Source organism: Streptomyces sp. NPDC054770 (assembly GCF_053611985.1).
Genome location: NZ_JBSHBL010000008.1, coordinates 109,624 through 130,210, shown reverse-complemented (window position 1 = coordinate 130,210; position 20,587 = coordinate 109,624). Strand labels below are relative to the sequence as shown.

The 20,587-nt window shown below is 68.9% G+C and carries 18 protein-coding genes and 3 pseudogenes; 11 read left to right on the top strand and 10 right to left on the bottom strand.

The window, feature by feature from the left end; all coding sequences use genetic code 11:
* Positions 1-34 precede the first annotated feature (34 nt).
* Both ACWGKQ_RS10540 and ACWGKQ_RS10535 read left to right on the top strand, forming a co-directional pair.
* The gene (locus tag ACWGKQ_RS10540) at positions 35-1,090 is read left to right on the top strand and encodes a ferredoxin reductase (protein WP_453291491.1); all 1,056 of its coding nucleotides are present in this window, start codon (positions 35-37) and stop codon (positions 1,088-1,090) included.
* A 7-nt stretch (positions 1,091-1,097) separates the two neighbouring features.
* Positions 1,098-2,216 (top strand): fatty acid desaturase family protein, encoded by a 1,119-nt coding sequence (locus ACWGKQ_RS10535; RefSeq protein ID WP_453291490.1) that lies wholly within the window; start codon positions 1,098-1,100, stop codon positions 2,214-2,216.
* A 504-nt stretch (positions 2,217-2,720) separates the two neighbouring features.
* Here ACWGKQ_RS10535 and ACWGKQ_RS10530 read toward each other — a convergent pair.
* Positions 2,721-3,659, bottom strand: a complete 939-nt coding sequence (locus tag ACWGKQ_RS10530; RefSeq protein ID WP_453291489.1) for a cupin domain-containing protein — start codon at positions 3,657-3,659, stop codon at positions 2,721-2,723.
* Positions 3,660-3,770: 111 nt separating this feature from the next.
* Between ACWGKQ_RS10530 and ACWGKQ_RS10525 the strand changes: the two genes are divergently transcribed.
* Complete coding sequence (locus ACWGKQ_RS10525; RefSeq protein WP_453291488.1) at positions 3,771-4,619, top strand: NmrA family NAD(P)-binding protein; 849 nt, start codon at positions 3,771-3,773, stop codon at positions 4,617-4,619.
* Entirely contained in the window at positions 4,616-5,065 is a 450-nt protein-coding gene (locus ACWGKQ_RS10520) for a nuclear transport factor 2 family protein (protein WP_453291487.1), read from the top strand. Before ACWGKQ_RS10525 ends, ACWGKQ_RS10520 begins: the two co-directional genes overlap by 4 nt.
* Positions 5,066-5,387: 322 nt before the next feature.
* On the opposite strand, the gene ACWGKQ_RS10515 is transcribed toward ACWGKQ_RS10520, so the two are convergent.
* The 4 genes from ACWGKQ_RS10515 to ACWGKQ_RS10500 form a co-directional block, all read right to left on the bottom strand.
* A complete protein-coding gene (locus tag ACWGKQ_RS10515) occupies positions 5,388-5,546 on the bottom strand; it encodes a hypothetical protein (protein ID WP_453291486.1) in 159 nt (52 codons plus the stop codon).
* Between the two features lie 324 nt (positions 5,547-5,870).
* Positions 5,871-6,629: a hypothetical protein gene (locus ACWGKQ_RS10510; protein ID WP_453291485.1), complete on the bottom strand. Its 759-nt coding sequence runs from the start codon at positions 6,627-6,629 to the stop codon at positions 5,871-5,873.
* Positions 6,630-7,557: 928 nt separating this feature from the next.
* Positions 7,558-8,163 (bottom strand): class I SAM-dependent methyltransferase, encoded by a 606-nt coding sequence (locus ACWGKQ_RS10505; RefSeq protein WP_453291484.1) that lies wholly within the window; start codon positions 8,161-8,163, stop codon positions 7,558-7,560.
* 993 nt (positions 8,164-9,156) lie between these two features.
* The gene (locus tag ACWGKQ_RS10500) at positions 9,157-9,312 is read right to left on the bottom strand and encodes a hypothetical protein (RefSeq protein ID WP_453291483.1); all 156 of its coding nucleotides are present in this window, start codon (positions 9,310-9,312) and stop codon (positions 9,157-9,159) included.
* Between the two features lie 13 nt (positions 9,313-9,325).
* Here ACWGKQ_RS10500 and ACWGKQ_RS10495 point away from each other — a divergent pair.
* Positions 9,326-9,533, top strand: a pseudogene (locus tag ACWGKQ_RS10495) (IS5/IS1182 family transposase); the annotation flags it as partial.
* Here the strand turns inward: ACWGKQ_RS10495 and ACWGKQ_RS10490 are convergent.
* Positions 9,482-11,017 carry a hypothetical protein gene (locus ACWGKQ_RS10490; RefSeq protein ID WP_453291482.1) on the bottom strand — a complete coding sequence of 512 codons (1,536 nt, stop codon included), beginning with the start codon at positions 11,015-11,017 and terminating at the stop codon, positions 9,482-9,484. The pseudogene ACWGKQ_RS10495 and the gene ACWGKQ_RS10490 sit on opposite strands and share 52 nt — an antisense overlap.
* A 173-nt stretch (positions 11,018-11,190) precedes the next feature.
* On the opposite strand from ACWGKQ_RS10490, the gene ACWGKQ_RS10485 reads away from it, so the two are divergent.
* Positions 11,191-12,249: a hypothetical protein gene (locus tag ACWGKQ_RS10485; RefSeq protein WP_453291481.1), complete on the top strand. Its 1,059-nt coding sequence runs from the start codon at positions 11,191-11,193 to the stop codon at positions 12,247-12,249.
* Positions 12,242-14,911 (top strand): lectin, encoded by a 2,670-nt coding sequence (locus ACWGKQ_RS10480; protein ID WP_453291480.1) that lies wholly within the window; start codon positions 12,242-12,244, stop codon positions 14,909-14,911. The genes ACWGKQ_RS10485 and ACWGKQ_RS10480 overlap by 8 nt, the downstream gene beginning before the upstream one ends.
* 222 nt (positions 14,912-15,133) lie before the next feature.
* Here the strand turns inward: ACWGKQ_RS10480 and ACWGKQ_RS10475 are convergent, their stop codons facing one another.
* Together ACWGKQ_RS10475 and ACWGKQ_RS10470 are read right to left on the bottom strand one after the other, a co-directional pair.
* Positions 15,134-15,538 (bottom strand): integrase core domain-containing protein, encoded by a 405-nt coding sequence (locus tag ACWGKQ_RS10475; protein ID WP_453291479.1) that lies wholly within the window; start codon positions 15,536-15,538, stop codon positions 15,134-15,136.
* Positions 15,539-15,564: 26 nt separating this feature from the next.
* Positions 15,565-16,032, bottom strand: a pseudogene (locus tag ACWGKQ_RS10470) (helix-turn-helix domain-containing protein); the annotation flags it as partial.
* A gap of 633 nt (positions 16,033-16,665) precedes the next feature.
* Here ACWGKQ_RS10470 and ACWGKQ_RS10465 point away from each other — a divergent pair.
* Complete coding sequence (locus tag ACWGKQ_RS10465; RefSeq protein WP_453291556.1) at positions 16,666-16,824, top strand: hypothetical protein; 159 nt, start codon at positions 16,666-16,668, stop codon at positions 16,822-16,824.
* 29 nt (positions 16,825-16,853) lie between these two features.
* On the opposite strand, the gene ACWGKQ_RS10460 is transcribed toward ACWGKQ_RS10465, so the two are convergent.
* The gene (locus tag ACWGKQ_RS10460) at positions 16,854-17,312 is read right to left on the bottom strand and encodes a hypothetical protein (protein WP_453291478.1); all 459 of its coding nucleotides are present in this window, start codon (positions 17,310-17,312) and stop codon (positions 16,854-16,856) included.
* Between the two features lie 109 nt (positions 17,313-17,421).
* Here ACWGKQ_RS10460 and ACWGKQ_RS10455 point away from each other — a divergent pair.
* Together ACWGKQ_RS10455 and ACWGKQ_RS10450 are read left to right on the top strand one after the other, a co-directional pair.
* A pseudogene (locus ACWGKQ_RS10455) lies at positions 17,422-17,550 on the top strand (IS5/IS1182 family transposase); the annotation flags it as partial.
* A 352-nt stretch (positions 17,551-17,902) separates the two neighbouring features.
* A complete protein-coding gene (locus ACWGKQ_RS10450) occupies positions 17,903-19,405 on the top strand; it encodes an MFS transporter (protein WP_453291477.1) in 1,503 nt (500 codons plus the stop codon).
* A 104-nt stretch (positions 19,406-19,509) separates the two neighbouring features.
* Here ACWGKQ_RS10450 and ACWGKQ_RS10445 read toward each other — a convergent pair whose 3' ends face one another.
* The gene (locus tag ACWGKQ_RS10445; protein WP_453291476.1) at positions 19,510-19,758 is read right to left on the bottom strand and encodes a hypothetical protein; all 249 of its coding nucleotides are present in this window, start codon (positions 19,756-19,758) and stop codon (positions 19,510-19,512) included.
* Between the two features lie 270 nt (positions 19,759-20,028).
* Here ACWGKQ_RS10445 and ACWGKQ_RS10440 point away from each other — a divergent pair, with 270 nt between their 5' ends.
* Complete coding sequence (locus ACWGKQ_RS10440; RefSeq protein ID WP_453291475.1) at positions 20,029-20,253, top strand: hypothetical protein; 225 nt, start codon at positions 20,029-20,031, stop codon at positions 20,251-20,253.
* Positions 20,254-20,587: the final 334 nt, after the last annotated feature.

Below are 20,587 nucleotides of genomic sequence, written 5' to 3'. Positions count from 1 at the left end.
GACTTTACGCCCTGCGGCGCAGCAAGCTGGAGCCATGACGAGTGCAGCGCTCCGCAGCAGGGCGTGGAAACTGCTGGAGATGGTCACGACGCCGCTGCTGCCGTCGGACTACCTCGATCTGGTCAGCCCGCTGCGTGCGGGCGCCGACCTGCGTGGGCGCATCGAGGCCGTGCACCCCGAGACGGATGACGCCGCGACCATCGTGATCAGACCGGGACGGGGCTGGCGCGGCCACACAGCCGGTCAGTACGTGCGGATCGGGGTCGACGTCGACGGCGTGCGCCTGTGGCGTGCCTACTCCCTCACCTCGCCGACCAACCGCCCGGACGGCCGCGTCACGATCACCGTGAAGGCGATCCCGGACGGCAAGGTCAGCAACCACCTGGTCCGCAGGGCGAAACCGGGCACGCTGATCCAGCTCGACCAGCCGACCGGTGACTTCGTGCTGCCGAAGGCCAAGCCCGCCAAGGTGCTCTACCTGACGGCCGGCAGCGGCATCACGCCCGTGATGGGCATGCTGCGCGACACCGAGTTCGACGACGTCGTCATGGTCCACTCCGCGCCACAGCCGCAGGACGTGATCTTCCGCAACGAACTGCACGACCTGGTCGCGGACAAGAAGCTGCGGCTCACCGAGGTGCACACCGACACGGACGGCATGCTCGACATCGCCCGTCTCGACGAACTCGTGCCCGACTGGGCCGAGCGCGAGACCTGGGCCTGCGGGCCCGCGGGCCTGCTCGACGCCGCCGAAGAGCACTGGACCGAGCACGGCGTACAAGAGCGCCTGCACACCGAACGCTTCCGCCCCGGCATCGTCGTCACCGGCGACGGCGGCGAGGTCACGTTCAGCGCCACCGGCAAGACCGTCGACGCGGACGGCGCCACGCCGTTGCTGGACATCGGCGAGGAGGCCGGCGTGCTCATGCCCTCCGGGTGCCGCATGGGCATCTGCTTCGGCTGCATCACGCCGCTCAAGGCGGGCGCCGTCCGCGACCTGCGCACCGGCGAGATCACCGCGGCCGAACCGGGCGTCCTCATCCAGACCTGCGTGTCCGCCGCGGCGGGCCCCTGCGACATCGAACGGTAGGAGCACCTTGACCGCCATCGACCCCACCGCCCACCTGACCGCCGAGCAGATCGAGGAGCTCGGCCGCGAACTGGACGCGATCCGCGACGAGGTGATCGCCGGCCGCGGCGAGAAGGACGCCGCCTACATCCGTAGGGTCATCGCGGCGCAGCGCAAGCTCGAACTGGTCAGCAGGGGCGTGCTGCTGTTCTCGATCTTCCCGCCCGCGTGGCTGCTCGGCACCGCCGGTCTGTCCGTGGCGAAGATCATGGACAACATGGAGATCGGCCACAACATCCTGCACGGCCAGTGGGACTGGATGCGCGACCCGAAGATCCACTCCACCACCTGGGAGTGGGATCACGTCTCGCCGGCCGACCAGTGGAAGCACTCGCACAACGAGTTGCACCACACGTACACCAACGTGATCGGCAAGGACAACGACCTCGGCTACGGCATCATGCGCGTCGACGAGGACCAGAAGTGGCACCCGTTCCACCTCGGCCAGCCGCTGTGGAACTTCATCAACGCCTGCTTCTTCGAGTACGGCATCGCGGCGTACGACCTGGAGCTCGGCAAGAACCTGCACAAGCGCCGCCGCAAGAACCCGGAGTTCCGCGCGCGGGCCAAGGCCGTGGGCCGCAAGATCCGCAAGCAGGTGCTCAAGGACTACGTGATCCACCCGCTGCTGTCGGGCCCGTCGTTCCTCACCACGCTCGCCGCCACGTTCACCGCGAACCTGGTCCGCAACATCTGGTCCCACTCGGTGATCATGTGCGGGCATTTCCCCGAGGGCGTGCAGGTCTTCGAGCGCCGGTCGATCAAGGGCGAGACGCGCGGCCAGTGGTACCTGCGCCAGATGATGGGCTCGGCGAACATCAGCGGCAGCAGGGCCATGCACTTCATGACCGGCAACCTGTCGCACCAGATCGAGCACCACCTGTTCCCGGACCTGCCGAGCAACCGGTACGCCGAGGTCGCGGTGAAGGTGCGCGCGCTGTTCGAAAAGTACGAGCTGGAGTACGTCACCGGGCCGCTGCCCAAGCAGGTGTTCTCCGCGTGGCGCAAGGTCTTCCGGCTCTCGCTGCCGAACAAGAAGCCCAAGGTCAAGACGCCGGAGCGCGAGCAGGAACTCGTCGCGGCCTGATTCCCGGTATGGGTTCAGATCTTTCGGCCGTACCGGCGGCACCACCGGGTTCGGTGAGATCCGTTGCCGTGGTCGGGCCGGTAGTCGGGTGCGTACGCGCACTCGGACTGCCGACGGGCGGGCTGGGTGGAAGGCATGGGCTGTGACGAGGACACTGCCGGAACCGATGCTCGCCGCACCTGTGTCCGACCCTGCGCTGCCGCCGGGGTGGGCGGGTGAGCCGGAGCAGGACGGGGGGGCGGGCCCTGGTCTGCATCGACGTGGGCAGGGTAGTGCCGCACTCACGGCGGGGCACGAGCCTGGCGGCTTCGTCCCCGGAGATCGAATGCGGGAGCAGCCGGCCGCCGGACGCGACGGCACCGGACGGCGTTGTGCGACCTGCACGGGTGTCTCAGGCGACTTTCCCCGATCGGCCCCTTCAGTGGCGAGCCGCCCCGTCACCGGCGGAACCTCCGCGCAGATCAAGGTGTTGATCGTCGACAAGGCACCAGGGCATGGCGCTGCTCACGAGCCGTTGTGCGTGGTGAGCAGTCGCGTCTGGGCGGCCGTTCGCTCCCTCTGTCGCCAGGTTCCGGGCGGTTCTCCGTGGTGGCGCCGGAAGGCTGCGGCGAAGGCGAAGGGGGAGCCGTAGCCGACGGCGTCGGCGATCTGGGGCAGGGTGAGATCGTCGGCGCGCAGGTGGTCGCGGGCGAGGGTCATGCGCCATTCGGTCAGATACTGCATGGGGGCCTGGCCGAGAGCCTCCCGGAACACCCGCGCGAAGGCGGCCCGGGACAGGCCGCTGACCGCGGCGAGTTCGGGGACCGTCCACGGGTGGGCCGCGTTCTCGTGCATGGCTTGCAGCGCGGCTCCCAGCCGCGGGTCCGCGGCCGCCCGGTACCAGCGCGGTGCGGTCGCACTGCGACGAAAGTCGCTGCGGATGGCCAGGACGAGCAGCAGGTCCAGGAGGCGGTCCAGGACGATCTGCTGGGCGAGCTCGTTGCGGACCAGTTCGCGGGACAGCAAGGTGATCACGTCCCGCAGCGGATCGTCATCGGCCGCCGAGAGGGTCATGACCTGGGGCAGCGCGTCCAGCAGCCCGCTGCCGACATCGCCGGAGAACTGGTAGGCGCCGCACAGGAAAACGGTGGCCTGCGGGTTGTCCCCGGGGCGCGACTGGGCGTGGCGTGCCCGGAACTCCTCCGGCTCCAGGCAGGCGGCGCCCGGCTCATGCCCGATGTAGTGGTCCGGTCCGCCGCGTACCAGGGTGACGCTTCCCGGTATGAGCTCCACGGTGCTGTCGGGGGTGTTCAGCCAGAGGTAGCCGCGGCCGCGGACGACCGTGTGTACCGACAGCTGTATCGAACCGCCCAGCCGCAGGCCCCACGGCGGCTCGACGACCGTCCGCGCGAACACCGCGCCGGTGGCGCGTGCCCGCACCAGGTGGTCCGCCAGCAGGTCCATGGGATCAGCTTGACCAGCACGAGCATCCAGGGTCAAGGTGTGAGAGCTTCACGTAAAAATCCGAGCAGATCACGCATGGATTGTCTCGCTCTGGGCTTCGAGCATGGAGTCATGAACAACGAAGCATCCATCGCACTCATCCTCGGCGGCACCGGCCGGACCGGCTCGCTGCTGGCCGACGCGCTCGCCCGGCGAGGGATCATCCCCCGTACCGCGGCACGAAGCGGAGCGGACGTCCGGTTCGACTGGGACGCCCCGGTCACCCACCAGGCCGCCCTGGACGGCGTTGACCGTCTCTATCTGGTGACACCCACCGCGCGTATCAGCTACGCCGGCCAGGTCAGGGCCTTCCTGGACCTCGCCGAGGCGGCCGGCGTGCGCCACGTCACCTACCTGAGCGTGTACAACGCCGACCAGGCGCCGACGGAGGTCGACATCGCGGCCGTCGAGGCCGATCTGGCGTCCCGGCACGGCATCACGCACTCGGTCCTGCGCACGTCGTGGGTGATGCAGAACTTCGCCGACGACCACCTCCCGATGATCGACGGAGCGATCATGGTCCCTAGCGCCGGCGGCAGGGAAGCCTTCGTCGACGCGGCCGACATCGCGGCGGTCGCGGTCCAGACGCTGCTGGACCCGGCAACCCACGCCGGCGCCACCTACTCGCTCACCGGCCCGCAGGCCCTCACCTTCCAGGAGGTCGCGGACATCATCGCCGCCGTGAGCGGCCGCCCCGTCGCCTACCACGACATCGACCAGGAAACGTGGATCAATGGCGCGCTCGCCGCAGGAGTCCCCGCCGACTACGCGGTGATGATGCGCTGGCTCACCGGCAGCGTCATCGCCGGCAACGGTGCTACGCCCACCGGCGACATCGAGAAGGTCACCGGCCGGCCGGCCACCACCTTCCGCGCGTTCGCCGAGCGCACCGCCCACGCCTGGACCCCGGAGGCGAAGTGACCAAGACCGTTGACGACAAGGCTCCCTTCGGGGCGGACAGCCCGTTCTTCCGCATCATCAAGGAGGGGCTGGACGGCCTGGTCGACGGGGAGGACTACTACGACCTCCTCGCCGAGGACGTGGTCTTCGAGTACGTGATCACCGTGCCGGGCTACCCCCGGCGGGTCGAGGGACGCCAGGGGATCATCGACCTGTACAGCGACTACGGGGACTACATCAAGCTGCGCGGCGCGGACAACCTCCGCGTTCACCGGGACCCCGAGACCTCGACGGTCGTCCTGGAGTACGAGGTCCACGGCACGTCGGCGGTGACGGGACGGCCCTACGACAACCGCTTCGTCTCCGTCGTGACCGTCAAGGACCGCAAGGTGACGCACTGGCGCGACTACCTGGATCCCATCGCCGTATTCGACGCGCAGGGATGGCCAGAGGACCGGCGCTCGTAACAGCCGGCGCACCCGCCGAGGCCACCGTCACCCAGAGGCGATCGGCTTCCTCACCAAGGCGCTCAACGCCTGAGCCGTGGCGACCGCCTTCAAGACGTCACGGGGAGAGAGGCGCAGCGTGCGCTCCGCCTTCTCAGGCGAGCGATGTCCGCGGTCAGGACGTCGGTCTGCGGGCGGGGTACGTCGGGTGTCTTGAGGAGCCCGGCGAGGATCTTCGCAGGGGTGAGCGGTAGTAGGTGGCGCGCGAGACGCCGCTTCTTTGCACAGCATGGAGATGGTCGGGGCGCCGCTGGTGTGTTCGGGGGTTCCGGTCACGATTCGCTCAAAGGTGTCGATGACGGCCTGGTCCGTACCCGGTCGTGGCGATGGCGCGTTCCGCCGCGACCTCGGCGGCGAAGCCGGAGACGGAGGCGCCTGCGTAGCCTTCGAACAGGGCGAGTTCGGCGTGCTGGCACTGCCGGGTACTCAACCGCCACGGCATGTGGTCCTCCGCCCCTTCCTCACCCCCCGGTTCTTCATGAGCGGACGCGCCGTTACCCGGCGACGGCGCGGCCGTGTGGAGCGGCACGTAGGGGGCGTCCTGGGTGCTGAACAGCTCGTTGAGGTGGTCACGGAAGTCGTTCGAGCACGGCCCATTCGGCTTCCTCGCCGGAGAGCTTGCGGCCCTTGAGGACCCTGCCACGCAGCTTGTGACGGATACGGCCGTGCGCATGTGGACCGGTTCGGTGGCAAGTTCCGTCGGGCCAAGGCCCTGCCGCCACGGGCGTCCGCTGTCGGCAGATGCCGTGTGACACCAGGGCAGAGCTCAGGGAGTGTCGCTGTCTGCCTCTTGCGGTCGCATGAAGTCAAGGTCGTCGCCCCATGCGTCCAGCACCTCCTCGTGTCCGGCCTCTCGGGCCGCCTTCTCGACAAGGGTGAACAGGCGCCGCTGCAGGGTCACGTCGCCTGTTGCCGAGATGCGGTCCACGGCACGGAGCAGCACGTCGGTGTCCCAGCCCGGCAGCGGGTGCCGGGCGAGTTCCCACTCCAGGTACTTGTTGTAGGGGCGGGGGCGACGGTGGAGAGCGAACAGCAACTCGAGCAGGAGCCGCATGCTGTCGGCCGCGTCGAGACGTGCGGCCAGAGCCCTGCCGTCCCGGTGGTTCTTGAGGGAGCGGTAGAGGGAGTTGGCGTAGGCGTCGAGCCATCCGCCGGAGCCCCGGAACGCCTCGTCCGCATCCAGCCGGGCCCAGTCGGCAAGGATGCGGGCGATGCCTCCGTCGAGCCGGTCGAGCACGATCTGGGCACGGGCGAGGGCATAGCGTTCCCAACCAGGTATCCCGGCCCCGCGGAACTCGGTGAGAGTGACGACAACGAGGTCGAGCTCGGCGCTGCGGTGACCCGCGAACCGGGTCAGGTCGGTCCTGGCGTCATCGGCAACGACCACGTACAGGTCGTGGTCGGAGTGCGGGGTGATCATGCCGTCGTGGGCCTGGGAACCTTTGAGGACGAGGCCGACGACGGCTGAATCAGCGGCAGCGAGTTCGACGAACGCGTCGTAGGTGATGGGCTGCTGAGCAGTCATGGGGTGGATCTCCGGTGAGGTGATGACGGGTATGCCTGCTGGGGCGACCTCGTTACGAGGCGCCCTGCACCGTCCGCGGCTGCACGTGGCTGCCGCCCGGAAGATCAACGCACGCCTGGACTCTATCGCCCAGCCGGGCCATGGGATGGGGCATGGGGAGACGTCAAGTTGCTGGTAATGCGCGACCGACGAGCTCACTTCAGAAGAGCCGCACCCATCGCCCGCCCTCCCTCAGCCACTGGGGTGGGCAGACCGGCCATAGAACAGCGAGCTTCACTCGTTTGGGTCAACATTCTGTTGCGCGGTGCGGTGATCCACTCTGGTCGGGCAAGTCGATGGGTAGGGCCGGACACGCACGACGGCTGAGGGGAGGCGCCGGCTATGACAGCGTGGCATCAGCCGGTCGGACAGGCCCCCGCCTCCGCTGCGGACCAGGTCCTTGTCATGGACTGGGCCCGCAATTGGGCTCCCCACTCCTCCTCCGAGAACCCGCACCGGGCCGGACCCACCTCCTGGCCGGCCTGCTGTGCTGCGGCGTGTGCAGCCGCCGTATGGAATTTCACCGGAGTCACCACCGTCCCGGCCACCGGTGCCGCCACGGCCACTCCAGCGCCACCCGCCCACAACCCAACCAAGCCACCCCGAGGGCCCCGAAACGAAAAACACCCGCCCTGGCCGAAGGCCACGAACGGGTGCCGATGTCCCCTGCCCTGAAACCGGGCGCCGCGGGGCAACTCTGTGTCCGAGGGGGGATTTGACCACTGACGATACGGTCGTGGTCGCGCAAGGACACCTCGCGGTACCGGATCCACGGCGTGCTCCCAGCGTCTCCCCGTGAGAGCCATTACCAAAGAGAACTGCTCGCGGACTGCTCGGAGAAGCCCCTGGCCGTATGGCCTGCATGGTGATCAAGATGTCGGGCATAGCCTCACCGGCGGTGGACGCTGACGGCATAGCCGCCGCCATCGTAAGGGACCGCGTCCCAGGTGGCGAAGCGGTCCACCAGGGTAAGGCCGACCGCGGCGCAACACTCGTCATACTCCGGCAGGGTGATGCCGGGCGGCACCGGCAAGTGGGCCTCGTCCAGGCCGAAGCCCGCGACCATCAGACCACCCGGGCGCAGGACCCCGGCCAGGCGCTTGACCACCGTGGCCTCGGTGCCGGCAGCAAGCAGCGGGAAAACGTTGCCCGCAGCGACCACGAGATCGAAGTCCGCTGCGAGGCCGAGCGGGGCCGGCTCGAACTCGGCCAGATCGACCTGGAACCACGGCAGGCCAGGCGCCTGCTTCTGCGCCACTGCGAGCATCGACGCATCAAGATCCACCCCGGCACACTCATACCCGAGTTCCGCAAGCCGGATCATGACCCGTCCGGTACCGCACCCGGCGTCCAGCACCCGCGCTCCGGCAGGCACAAGCGCTGCGCAGAACCGCGCCTCACCGTGCACATCCTTCCCGCTACGGGCCAGATCCGTGAACCGTGCAGCGTAGCCCTGCCCGGACATCCCCCCGGTCAACTCCTGCCAACGGCTCATGACGCCAACTATAGGTCGACCGCGTGCCATTGCATCCGACCAGGTCAGGCAGAGCGTCCCCCTCGGGCACCTCGACGGAAAGGGCCGGGCTCGAGCACCAGGAGATCTTGACCTGGACGGTGTGCACGCCCGGGGAGACCTCACTCGGGCACGCTTCGCCCGGCCACAGGTCTCCGGCACTCCTCCCGTCCATGCAGACCTTGTAGCGCCGCAGTTGCGCCTAACTCTCCGGCTCATCCCGGTCTACCGAAATTTCTGTCGTATCGTCCGCCCTGCTGGGAACGGACATGGAAACCGCATGGAGGTCGGACTTCGCACCCCTGAAGTGCCTGGGCAGCATGAAGCGCGGTCCACCGAAGAACCCTATGGACAGCTGCGCGAGAAATCCGGCCAAGAAGACGGCCAGCCCGAGAGCTGCGCCCCCCAGGGCGGCCGGGTTCTCCTTGGCCGCACTCCCCGCCGGGGGCAGCCACGCTCCGCCATGCTCGTCACGGCAGCGCGTGTGCGGGACCGCCCTTCCTGACGGTCCGTCATGTAGTTGCAACCGTACGCCGCAACGCTTCCCGCTCCGGCGAGTGCCTTGGTGGCTCCGAGCGACATGAGCCTTGGGCTGAGCAGGGCGGTCCGCAACAGCCCGGTCCCGGTGCTCTGCACCTCCAGAACCCGGTTCGCCTCGGCCACCCCTTCCGCGGAGCTGCCGCTGTTGACCGCCAAGATGAGCGCCGAGGGGGTGGATGTGCTGAGGTACGACTGCGCGCCGCCGATACCGGTGACGAGAACGCCCGTCGTCGGGCCTCGCGCAGGGCGCGCAGCAGCCCGGGTGCACGGCCGGCGAGCAGGTCGACGACGGCTGTCGTGCAGGCGTGGGCGAACGCCCGTCGTGCTCCGCCCAACTGCGCACCACCATGAACGACCTGGCGGAGCAGGCGGCGGCTCCGAGGTCGGGCAGACCGTCGACTCCCGGTTCCCCGGCACCGGCTACGCCCTCGTGCACTACGACGACTCCAGCTCGTCCCCCGCCAGCTCCGGGATGACGTGCCGGACCCCGCGTCCACGCAGGTAGGCGCGGGTGCGACGGTTGCTGTAGCCCTTGTCGGCGCTGACGCTGCCGGGTGTCGTGCGAGGCCGGCCGGTGGCCAGGCGGGGCACCCGACAGCGTCACCAAGCGGCCGGCCGTCTGCGGCGCGGGAGCACCGGTGGCCGGCCACCCGGGCTTCGACAAGGAGCGGTACGCCAAGCGCAACACTGTCGAGCGGGCGATCAACAAGCTGAAACAGTTCCGCGCGGTCGCGACCAGATACCACAAACGCGCCGACGTCTACCTCGGCACCGTCACCGCCGCAGCACTCGTCATCTGGCTCCGCTCATGATCGCCAGGGTTGTGGACCTGTGCCTTCCAGGCCGAGCCGGAGCGGGTGACGGGGGCGGACTTCCAGGTCTTGCCGCCGTCGGTGGAGGCCCAGAAGCGGCAGGACTTGGGGGGCACCTTGGTGAACTTCGCATCAGGGCCCTGGGAGCCGCGCTCGGGACTGACGGTGACCGTCGTAGTGCTGCCCGCCGCGGCCTGGTTACGGTTGTTCAGGCCATCGGGGACAAAGCTGGTCAGGAACACGGGCGCGACAACCGACTCGGCCGGGTCAGCCTTGAACCGCCAGTCGAGGGTGATGCGCGGTGAGAGCATGCCGGACGGGAAGGTGATGCCGGGGCGGTAGCGGTGGGCATCGACGGCCAGCCGGTACCAGCCGGTCGCGTGGACGGCCGCGGAGAACTCGGCGTCGCCGGTGCCCCAGTCGGTCAGGGTCTGCTTCTTCACGGTGGTGCCGCCCTTGTACAGGGCCACCGTCTCCTTCGTGATGTCGGCGCCCCAAACGCCCGCGTCGGGGTCACCGATCAGGGCGTCCGGAAGAAAGCCGACGGACTTCTGTCCGACGGTCGGCAGGTAGTGCAGCGGACCATAAGCGGCCCGGCCGACGGACTGGGTGAAACTCTGGCCCGCCTTCAGCGTCCTGGGCGAGGGGCAACCGCTGCTGACGCCCTCCCTGTTGCTTCCTGCAATGTCGTCACGCGGCTGCCACCGCCCGGGAGTCACATGGACGCCGGCGCTGTACGGCGCGTCATCGTCGCGGACGCCGGCGTACAGGTCGTACGTACAGTCCCTGACCTTGGGCTCCGCCTGGAGCGCGGTGTCGATCTGAGTGCCCATCTCCGTCCCACTGCGCACCGCGAACCGCACCGTCGCCAGCCCCGAGCGCCTGAACGACCCGCCGGGCGCGGCCGGGATCCCTGTGCTGTTCTTCACCGCGACGTAGGTGTCGTTGCCCGTCCACTGCGCCATGAACGCGAACTGCAGCAGCTTGGAGGAGTTCGGGATGGCGTAGAGGGACCCCGCGTCGTTCCAGCCGCCCGCGGCGAAGGCGGAGGGCATGTCGGCGTGGGCATCGCACACCTCGGCGCTGATCCGCGCCGGCCCGGTCACATCGGCTGGAGTGTCCAGTGACACCTTCACCGCCCGGCCCTTGCGCGCGTCGAGCGTCACCGACTTCGCCCCGGACACCGACACGACCTGCGCGCCGATGGTGTCAGTCCCCAGGCCGTTCGTGGTGCTCTCGTAGATGTCGGTCATCACGATGAACCGCCCCGTCGGCAGGCTGATCCGCTTGCCGGACTTGACGGTGCGCATCTCGTCCGACGACGCGTTGACGACGGTGACCGTCGTCGACACCTTCCCCCCGTGCCGCCCCAGCGTGGTGACGGCCAGTGAGCCCGACGCCGCCTGGGCGGACGCGGCCGGAACGACCAGCGGCGCCAGCACGGCCATGCCGGCGAAAGCGAGCGGTATCCGTCGCACAGTCATCGAATCCCCCTCCAGACCCCCGAAGCCGGCTCACCGTAAACCTTCCCGACTGCCCCTTCGTCAAAGGGGTTCAGGATCGCGACGGCAAGTTGTTACCGAGTGGTAGCGGATGTCCATCCGGCCCCTCTAAGCTCTGCGCGTCCCTGGGCACCACGAAAGGATCTGGCATGCTCATGATCCGCAGAATCCGGACCGTGCTTCTGACGGCCTCGGCCCTGCTGCTCGGTGCGGTGGCGATGCCCGCCGCGCACGCCGACGACGTCGGCGGGCAGACGCTGGCCGGGGTCTCCGGCACGGGCATCCACAACACGTACGACGACAAGTCCACGTACACCTACCTGGCCAACGCCCTGGACACCGGCACCTCCCTGGTCGAACTCGACACCTGGCACAACGTGTTCAACGGCAAGTGGGACGTGAGCCACAGCAACCCGCTGGGCAGTGACAACAACTGCGTGCAGGCGAGCACGGCCGCCGACCTCTACACCGGTGACCGCAACCAGAACCTCGACAGCTGCCTCGACGACATCCGGATCTGGCTCCAGGCTCACCCCACGAGCCACCCGGTCATGGTCAAGATCGAGATGAAGAACGGGTTCTACAGCACCCTCGGCATGACGCCGACCACGTTCGACAGCTACGTCAAGACGCACCTCGGCAGCGTCCTCTACACGCCCGCCGACCTGCTCACCAAGAGCGACGGCTCGCAGTACGCGGATCTCGACACCGCCGCGAAGGCGAACAACTGGGCGAGCTACGGCTCACTCGCCGGCCGGGCGATCGTGGAGATCATCCCCGGCACCTTCGAGCAGGCCGTGAGCCCCGCCTCCTCGTGGTCGGACGTGGTCTACGCCCAGCACCTCAAGGACCTCGCCGCCGCGGGGAACATCAGCCAGGCGGCGGTCTTCCCGAGCGTCCTCGGCGCCCAGGCCGTCGACCCGCGCACACGCTACAGCAACATCACGCTGCGCCCCTGGTTCGTGGTGTTCGACGCGGACGCGGGCGCCTGGGTCGGCGACGGCAACACCGAGTGGTACACCACCAACCACTATCTGACGGTCGTCACCGACGCCCACGACGTCTCGCCCGCGCTGAGTTCCTCCGCGCCGTCGCTGGCCGACGCCCAGGCCCGGGTCGCCCTGCTCGCCGCCGACGGGGCCTCGTACATCTCCTCGGACTGGATCACCGCCCCGGCCGACGGCGTCCTCAGCGACGTACTGCTCCGTGGCTGACGCCCGCCGCCCGCGGGCGCTCCTGCGTGTCCTCACCACGGGTGCCGCGGCCCTCGCACTCGCCGTGTCCGGCCAACTGGCCGGCGCGGCGGGGGCGGTGGCCGCGACCGCCCCCGTGTCTCTGGTCAACCCGTACATCGGCACCGGCGGCAACGGCGACTTCAGCGCCGGGAACACCTTCCCGGGCGCAGACGTGCCGCACGGCATGCTCCAGTGGTCGCCCGACACCTCGTCACGCCCCAAGGGCGGCGGCTACGACTACTCCGACTCGGCCGTCTCGGGCTTCAGCCTCACCCATGTCTCCGGCGTCGGCTGCGACGCGGCCGGGGACCTGCCGATCCTGCCCGTGGTCGGTCCGCTCGGCTCGGACCCCGCCTCGACGACCGAGTCCTTCGCGCACTCCGACGAGACGGCCTCGCCCGGCTCCTACTCCGTCAGCCTGGGCAACAGCACCAGCGTCGCGCTGACCACCAGCACGCGTGCCGGCATCGGCCAGTTCACCTTCCCGTCCTCCACCCAGGCGAGCCTGCTCCTCAAGGTGCAGGACACACAGACGCCGTACGCCTCCTCGACGCTCGGCCTGTCCGGCGGCGACACGGTGACCGGGTCGATCACCAGCACCGGCTTCTGCGAGGACACCACCCCGATCACGCTCCACTACGCGATCACCTTCGACCACCCGTTCACCGCCACCGGCACCTTCACCGGCGGCGAGTACCTGACGTTCGACACCACGAGCAGCAGGACGGTGGAGGCCCGGGTGGGCATCTCCTACACCTCGGTGGCGGAGGCCGCGGCCAACCGGGACGCCGAGGTGACCGGGAAGACCTTCGCGGCCGTCAAGGCGGCGTCGGCGGCGGCGTGGAGCGCCGAGCTGTCGAAGATCGCCGTCACCGGCGGCACCCCGGACCAGCAGACCGTCTTCTACACCGCGCTCTACCACGCCTCGCTCTTCCCCGCCGTCATCAGCGACGCGGACGGCTCCTACCGGGGCTTCGACGGCGCGGTGCACACGGTGGGCAGCGGTCACTCGGCGAAGTACGCCGACTTCTCCACCTGGGACACCTACCGCTCACAGGCCCAACTCACCGCGTTGCTCGACCCGTCGGCCGCGTCCGACATGGCGCAGTCGGTCGTCGACGACTACCAGCAGGGCGGCACGCTCACCAAGTGGGGCATGGAGACCGCCGAGACGCACATCATGGTCGGCGACTCCGCCGTTCCACTGCTCGCCGGCTACCACGCCTTCGGCGCGCGGAACTTCGACACGTCGACGGCCCTGTCCGCCATGGTCAGGGAACAGACGACCAACACGGACGTCACACCCGGCGTGACCTACCTGGACTCCTTCGGCTACCTGCCCACCAACTCGCTCTACGGCTGCTGCCACGAGTACGCCACGACGTCCACCCAACTCGAGTACGACACTGATGACTTCGCGCTCTCGGCGTTCGCGGGCGCGCTCGGTGACACCGCCACGCAGAAGAAGTTCCAGGACCGGGCGCAGGACTGGGAGAACATCTACAACTCGTCCTCCGGCTACATCCAGCCCCAGCACTCCAACGGCCGCTGGATGGACGGCTTCAACGCCAAGCTGATCACCGGCACCTCGTCCAACGACTTCGCCGAGGGCGACGCCTTCACCTACACCCCGATGATCCCCTTCAACCTCGCCAAGCTGGCGTCCCTGGAGGGCGGCACCTCGTCCCTGGCGTCGTACCTGGACGGCGTGCTCGGCGGCTTCCAGGGCCTGGGCAGCGTCATCGGCACCCAGTCCAACATGGGCAACGAGCCCAGTATCGGGCTGCCTTGGGAGTACGACTGGGTGGGAGAGCCGTACAAGACGCAGTCCACCGTGCGGGCGGTCCAGGACCAGCTGTGGACCAACACAGCGGGCGGGCTGCCCGGCAACGACGACCTCGGCGAGATGAGCGCCTGGTACGTGTGGTCAGCCCTCGGCCTCTACCCGGAGATCCCGGGCACCGCCGACCTGGCCATCGGCAGCCCGATGTTCACTTCGGCGGTCGTCACGGCCGGCGGACACACGCTCGCGGTCAACGCCCCGGCGGCGGCGGACGGTTCGCCGTATGTACAGTCGCTGAGCCTCAACGGCGCCTCCTGGAACAAGGCGTACGTACCGGCCTCGTACCTCAGCAGCTCCGCAGAGCTGGACTTCACTCTCTCCTCGTCCGCCAACACCTCCTGGGCCGCAGCCAGTTCCGCTGCTCCGCCGTCCTACGACGGCACCCCGGGCACCGGAGTGGCGCAGCCCAGCGGCACGCTCACCGAGACCGCCACCGGCAAGTGTGTCGACGACGCCGACGCGGGCACGTCGAACGGCACCGCCATCCAGATCTACACCTGCAACGGCACCAGCGCGCAGACCTGGAAGGTCGTCCCGGACGGCACCCTCCAGGTGCTCGACGACTGCATGGACGTGACAGACGGCGCGACCACCTCCGGCACGAAGGTCCAACTGCACACCTGCAACGGCACCCAGGCCGAGCAGTGGCAGGCGAACTCGTCCGGCGAGATCGTCAACCCGGCCTCCGGCCTCTGCCTCACCGATGCGAGCAACGGTGCCACCAACAAGACCCAGCTGACCATCGCCACCTGCACGGGCAGCGTCGGCCAGCGCTGGACGGTCCCGTCGTCCGGGTGACGCATGTTGAAGAAGTGCCGAAGAAACACCCGGCGTGGTGTCAGCGGTTCCGGCGTTGTGCTGCGATGGCCGACGTCGGAACCGCTGCCGTTTCGGCCCTCGCCCTCGCTCTGCTCCCCTGCCAGGGCGCATCCGCTACGCCCCCGGCCGCGTCCACGGCCTCGACCCGTACCGTACGCTCCCCGCAGGACGTTGCGCTTGCCGAAAACCTCATCCGTTCAGTCAGGCGGCATGTTGATACTCGCGGAGGATGCCGCCGAGTCGTTGGCGTCGTCGTATGGCGAGGCGGTTGATCTGTTCGGGATCGGTGATCGGCGGGGGCAGGGGGTGCAGCGGGCGGGCGTTGGCGATGCCCTGATGGGGCCGGTGGGAGTTGTAGAAGTCTTCGGACTCGCGTAGCGCGTGGACCAGGTGCCGCTGGTTCCAGATCAGGGTGCGGTCCAGCAGTTCGCGTCGGCAGGTCTGCACCCACCGTTCCGTGATCGAGTTCATGCGCGGCATCCGTACCCCGCTCAGCACCACCTCGATCCCCGCGTCGCTGAGGACGGTGCCGAACAGGGCGGGAAACTTTCCATCCCGGTCCCGGATCAGGAACCTGGCGCGGCAGCCGGCGTCTTCGAGGTCCATGACGAGGTTCTTCCCAGCCCGCGTTACCGCTGGAAGGTGATGCCGTGGCGGGCGAGCAGGCAACGTAATGTCTCGCGGCCGATTCGGATGATCCGGCCGTGGACTTTGCGCAGGTAGGCACGCAGGTAGGCGACGAGCTTGCGCAACGACCAGTGGGTAAAGGGCTGGCCGAACCTGACCGGTCGGGTACTGGCCGTCGAGGCGACGAAGTTCTCGTCGTCATCACTGAGTTGGCGGGGCCGGCCTCCCGCCCATTGAGGGTCCAAGCAGGCCAGGTCGATCTCGTTGAAGCGATGGATCACATCACGGACGGTGTCCTCATCAGCCTGCACCAGCTGGGCAATCACCGGCACGCGGTTCCCGCCGGCCGAGGCCGGCAGCGTCATCGCGCGTCGATGGCGCACCGAACTGGTGCTGCCCCGGCGCACGATCTGCTGCAGCCTCTGCCCTTCCCGATGATCGGTCAGTCTGCGCACCCGCACAGGCTCGGCCACCACACCTCCAACGGTCGGAACGAACGTCACTACCCGTCCAACCGCTCCAACCGCCATCCCGGCGAACCTAATCCGTAGTCAAGGGCGTCCCGATGGAGCGGAAGCTTCTGGGGATGTTCGAGCAGAGGGCTGCGATGCCTGCGGCGAACCGGGTCTGCTGAGACCTCCGCATCGAGCGGCGCGCGGTCCTCGCACTCATGGTGGCGGCCGTTGCGCGGGCGCCGGACGTATGCCTTTGAGCCCTGGCTGACGTACGCCTGGTCATAGAGAGGTGACGCCCGACGCCTCCGCGGCGGTCACCGATGCTTGGCTCCCCGGCCTCGACGTCCACGGATAGATCGGCGACGCCGGCGTCCATGCGCCTTCGCCGTCCCGCCGGTGTTGGCGCCCGTTAGCGCTGGTCGGATGTTTGACGTCCCTCCCAGTGCGCGAGGCCTCCCGAAAGATCGGCGCCGTCCAGCGTCGCCAGGCGTCAACACCCGCCGAAAGATCACTCGTTGGTGTTGGTGGTGCGAGCCGGCTCCATGGTGACCTCTTGTGAAGCCCGAGCCGTCCGAGCTCCCGCAGAGACCGAGGCCTGTGGGACGAGCTGGTGCCACGAACGGCTACTGAGGTAGCGGCAGGAACAGCACGATGGAGGGGAAATACTTGATCTACTGCGGCATCGACTGGGCCGAACGCGTGCACGACGTCGCCCTGGTCGACGACAGCGGCCAGTTACTGGCCAAGCGGCACATCACCGACGACGCGGCCGGCTACAAGATCCACGCGCCGCGACGACCTTCCCCATGACAACTGAGGCTCTCGCGGCCTGAGCTCCATCAGCCGCCGACTGCACGGGACCAGCGTTCATGGACGATGGCCAGCTTCTGCTCGAACTCCGGGTCCGACCTCCGATTGGTGAAGGCTCCAGGAATCGTGAGCGAGCGCCCACGAACCCTGACGGCCCGCAGGTCCCACCAGGACCCGCCGCGCGTCTGATGCTGCCGCTTCTCGATGCCAACGATCTCGGCCCATGAGACAGAGCGTCGGCTGATGAAGGTGCGGAACTCCATTCCATTCGCGGTCAGGAGTGTCCGGCCATAACCACGGTTGATCATGTAGAGGGTCGAGGCCAACCAGGCCACACCGACGCCACCGCCCCACCACCAACGGTTTGACGCCGGTCCAGCCACGGTCACTGCCACCGCGGTACCGGCACATATAAGCGTCAGGAACCCGGTCCACCACCAGTTCCTCCGCAGCGCAGCAGCACTGAGACCGATCCAAACATCGGGCATGTTCATGATGCTACCGACACGTATCCGAACAGCGAGCCGCCCTACTTGACGAGTCAGACGCCTGAGGTGAAGACCGAGGTCCGGTTCTCAGCAGTGAAACGATCACAGCGTGGCTGGTGTGATCACGGCGTCGGCGCCGTCCTGGACAGTGCCCTTCAATGGGCTCAACCCGCGCCAGTTCGGCAAGTTGGTGACCGCTGTGCGACGTCAAGGTGCAGACGCTGCCAGGGCGGCTCGTCGAGGTCTCACGTGCCGAGGGCCAGACCGGCTCCGCCGGCCGGCAGACGGCGCCGGGAGGGGCGGGACGAGGATGCGCACGAGGACACGGCGGATGAGCTCATGGCGGCTCCTTGGCAGTGGGCTCGGAAATGGACCACACCCGCACACCCTGTTCGTCTTCCGGCTCTGCGCCGAGCCGAAGGTCACGACCCCTGCCGGGCTGCCCTTGGGGGAGGAGGCCGCCAAAGGGGACGCCGCCCCCGAGGCCGCCGCGCAACCGTGCCGGGCCCAGAGGCCGGGCTCGACGATCCCGCATCCCGGCGCCTTTCCCCCGGCTGGTGCGACCGGTCGCGGCTGCATAGCGTGATCACATGACCACAGAAACGGCCCGGCCCGCTCTCGACGACCGGCGGTGGAAAGCGCTCGCGGTCTGTCTGACCGCGGGATTCATCTCGCTGCTCGACGTCTCGATCGTGAACGTGGCGCTGCCTTCCATGGAGCGCGGGCTCGGTGCCTCCGCAGCCACCCAGTCCTGGGTGGTTTCCGGGTACGCACTCGCCTTCGGGCTCGCGCTGGCACCGGCGGGACGACTGGGTGACGTGCGGGGCCGCCGCCAGGCGCTGTTGTTCGGCCTCGCCGTGTTCACGGCCGCTTCGGTGGCGTGCGGCCTCGCCACCGGCCCCACCTGGCTGGTGGTATGCCGGCTGATCCAAGGTGCGGCCGCCGGTGTGGTCGCACCGCAGACCTCGGGGCTGATCCAGCAGATGTTCCAGGGTGCCGAGCGGGCCCGGGCGTTCGGCTTCCACGGCAGCTGCGTCGCCGTGTCCACCGCGGTGGGCCCGCTGGCGGGCGGGCTGCTGATCCACGCGTTCGGCGCGGCCGACGGGTGGCGCTGGGTGTTCTTCGTCAACGTGCCGATCGGCGTGGCGGCCCTCGTCGCGGGGAACCGGCTGCTGCCCCGTCTCCCGGTGCAGAATGATGGACGGGAGAAGTCCGACCTGTTCGGCGTACTGCTGCTCGGTGCGGGCGTACTCGCCCTGCTGCTGCCCCTGGTGCAGGAGCAGCAGTGGCAGGGCCGGGCCAAGTGGCTGCTGATTCCGGTGGCCGCACTGCTGCTCGGGGCCTTCTGGGTGTGGGAGAGGACCCAGGGACGCCTCGGGAAGGCACCGCTGGTCGACCTCGGGCTCTTCTCCCTCCGCTCCTTCACGCTCGGCGCTCTCATCAGCCTCATGTTCTTCGCCGGGCTGACCACCATCTTCTTCGTCCTGTCACTGTTCCTGCAGAACACCGCGGGATACAGCGCGCTCGCCGCGGGTGTGACGATCCTGCCGTTCGCGGCCGCCTCGGCGGTCGGCGCGGCCACAGGGGGCCGACTGGTGATGCGCTACGGCCGCAGCCTGGTCGTCATCGGCCTGAGCGCGGTGGCTCTCGGGCTGCTCGGTGTCGTCGTCGCCGTTCAGCTGGTGCCCGGGGACGGCGTGGGCTGGGCCATGGCGCTGCCGCTGGTCATCGGCGGAATCGGGTCCGGACTCACGGTCTCACCCAACACGACCCTCACGCTCACACTCGTGCCGGTACGAGGTGCCGGTGCGGCGGGTGGGGTGCTGCAGACCGGCCAACGCATCGGCTCGGCCACCGGTATCGCCGTGGTCGGCTCTGTCTATTTCGCCCATGTCGCCAACCACGGCCGCTCCACGACAGCCCTTCAGCTCGGGCTGCTCACCGCCATGGCGATCATCCTCGTCGCCCTGGTCCTGGCGGTGGCCGACCTACGGGAGCGCCGGGCGCACCCCGGACGCGACGGCCTCACGGCGGCGGTACCGCGGGGCCTCGGGGAGAGCGGGGCCGGCGAGAAGGTGGGGCGCGGGGCCTGACAACGGGCGGGGACCGGAGACGTGCGCCGCCCAAGGGACAGGCGCCCCGACCCCGAAGAAGCGCTCCGGCCGCCGGATGACGGAACGAAGAGGGGCGCCGAGCGTCAATCCTTCGACGTGCAAGGCCGCCGACGCGCTTCGAACAGGACCATCGAAATCTTCACCGCGGTCGAAATGGTCAAGGCCTGCATGAAGGGCATACCCATGAGCCACAGTGCCACCATCATGGCGGTGAGGACCAGGAACACCGGCAGCAGCATGGTTTCCTTGGCCGCGGAACGCAGAACACTCCGGAGCGTTCGGGGCTGATCCGCGGTATCGATCGCGCCGACGCGGATCTCTTCCTCGTCCACCTGAGGCATTCTGTGTCCCTTCCCGCGAACTCGTTTCCGCTAGCGAGCCTAGGTACGGCCGGATCGGGCCGCCACCGCTGCTACTTCGACCCCGCCGGGACGCGGCCGGTGCGGCCGGTGATGTGAACCTGCACGCCCGACCGGAGGCATGTTCGGTACGCCGCGTTCGTCGCCGTACTCCTCGGTGTGGGCGCCGGTGCCCTCCCGGCCGCCGCGTCACCGCGAACCCCGACGGTGCACCCGGTCGAGTCGATCCGGAAGGCGGTGAACGTGGCCCGTGCTGGTGACACGGTCTTGGTGCAGGCCGGCACGTACCGCGAGAGCGTCACCGTCAAGACCTCCGGGCTGACACTGCGCGGCGTCGGTCCCCGCCCGGTGATCGTGCCTCCCGAGAAGAAGTCCGCCACCGACCGCCGGGCCGTGCAGCGGGTCAGGGCCGAGGAGAACGGCAGGTGGGACATCTCGCAGGAGCGCCGGCCTGATCGTGATCGGTGACGAGAACAAGCCCCGTGCCAGCGCTCTCACCATCAGCGGCAACCAGGTGCTCCACAACAACAGGTACTGCGCCAGGACGGCCCGGTTGCCGTTCGTGCAGGGCTTGGGCATCCTGCCGGCCGGTGACGCAGGACGTGGTCGCGGGCAACATCGGCCGGTCCTCGCTGTCGGGCGGAATCGGACTGTGCCGAGGCGAACCCGCGCGTCGGCCGTGGGGCGCCGGGTGAACGTCCGCCCCGGCAAACAACAAACGAAGACCCCGCCACAAGGGGCCCCGTTGTACGTGGGACCCCAACAACCCGGACCAAGGACACCCCCCCCGGGGTGGGAAGCC

Bases quoted from the DNA above. Each gene is read 5' to 3' on its own strand.
- ACWGKQ_RS10540 (WP_453291491.1), top strand. From the start codon at position 35: ATGACGAGTGCAGCGCTCCGCAGCAGGGCGTGGAAACTGCTGGAGATG.
- ACWGKQ_RS10530 (WP_453291489.1), bottom strand. From the start codon at position 3,659: ATGGACCTGCTGGCGGACCACCTGGTGCGGGCACGCGCCACCGGCGCG.
- ACWGKQ_RS10525 (WP_453291488.1), top strand. From the start codon at position 3,771: ATGAACAACGAAGCATCCATCGCACTCATCCTCGGCGGCACCGGCCGG.
- ACWGKQ_RS10515 (WP_453291486.1), bottom strand. From the start codon at position 5,546: ATGCCGTGGCGGTTGAGTACCCGGCAGTGCCAGCACGCCGAACTCGCC.
- ACWGKQ_RS10510 (WP_453291485.1), bottom strand. From the start codon at position 6,629: ATGACTGCTCAGCAGCCCATCACCTACGACGCGTTCGTCGAACTCGCT.
- ACWGKQ_RS10505 (WP_453291484.1), bottom strand. From the start codon at position 8,163: ATGAGCCGTTGGCAGGAGTTGACCGGGGGGATGTCCGGGCAGGGCTAC.
- ACWGKQ_RS10490 (WP_453291482.1), bottom strand. From the start codon at position 11,017: ATGACTGTGCGACGGATACCGCTCGCTTTCGCCGGCATGGCCGTGCTG.
- ACWGKQ_RS10485 (WP_453291481.1), top strand. From the start codon at position 11,191: ATGATCCGCAGAATCCGGACCGTGCTTCTGACGGCCTCGGCCCTGCTG.
- ACWGKQ_RS10475 (WP_453291479.1), bottom strand. From the start codon at position 15,538: ATGGACCTCGAAGACGCCGGCTGCCGCGCCAGGTTCCTGATCCGGGAC.
- ACWGKQ_RS10465 (WP_453291556.1), top strand. From the start codon at position 16,666: ATGGAGGGGAAATACTTGATCTACTGCGGCATCGACTGGGCCGAACGC.
- ACWGKQ_RS10460 (WP_453291478.1), bottom strand. From the start codon at position 17,312: ATGCCCGATGTTTGGATCGGTCTCAGTGCTGCTGCGCTGCGGAGGAAC.
- ACWGKQ_RS10450 (WP_453291477.1), top strand. From the start codon at position 17,903: ATGACCACAGAAACGGCCCGGCCCGCTCTCGACGACCGGCGGTGGAAA.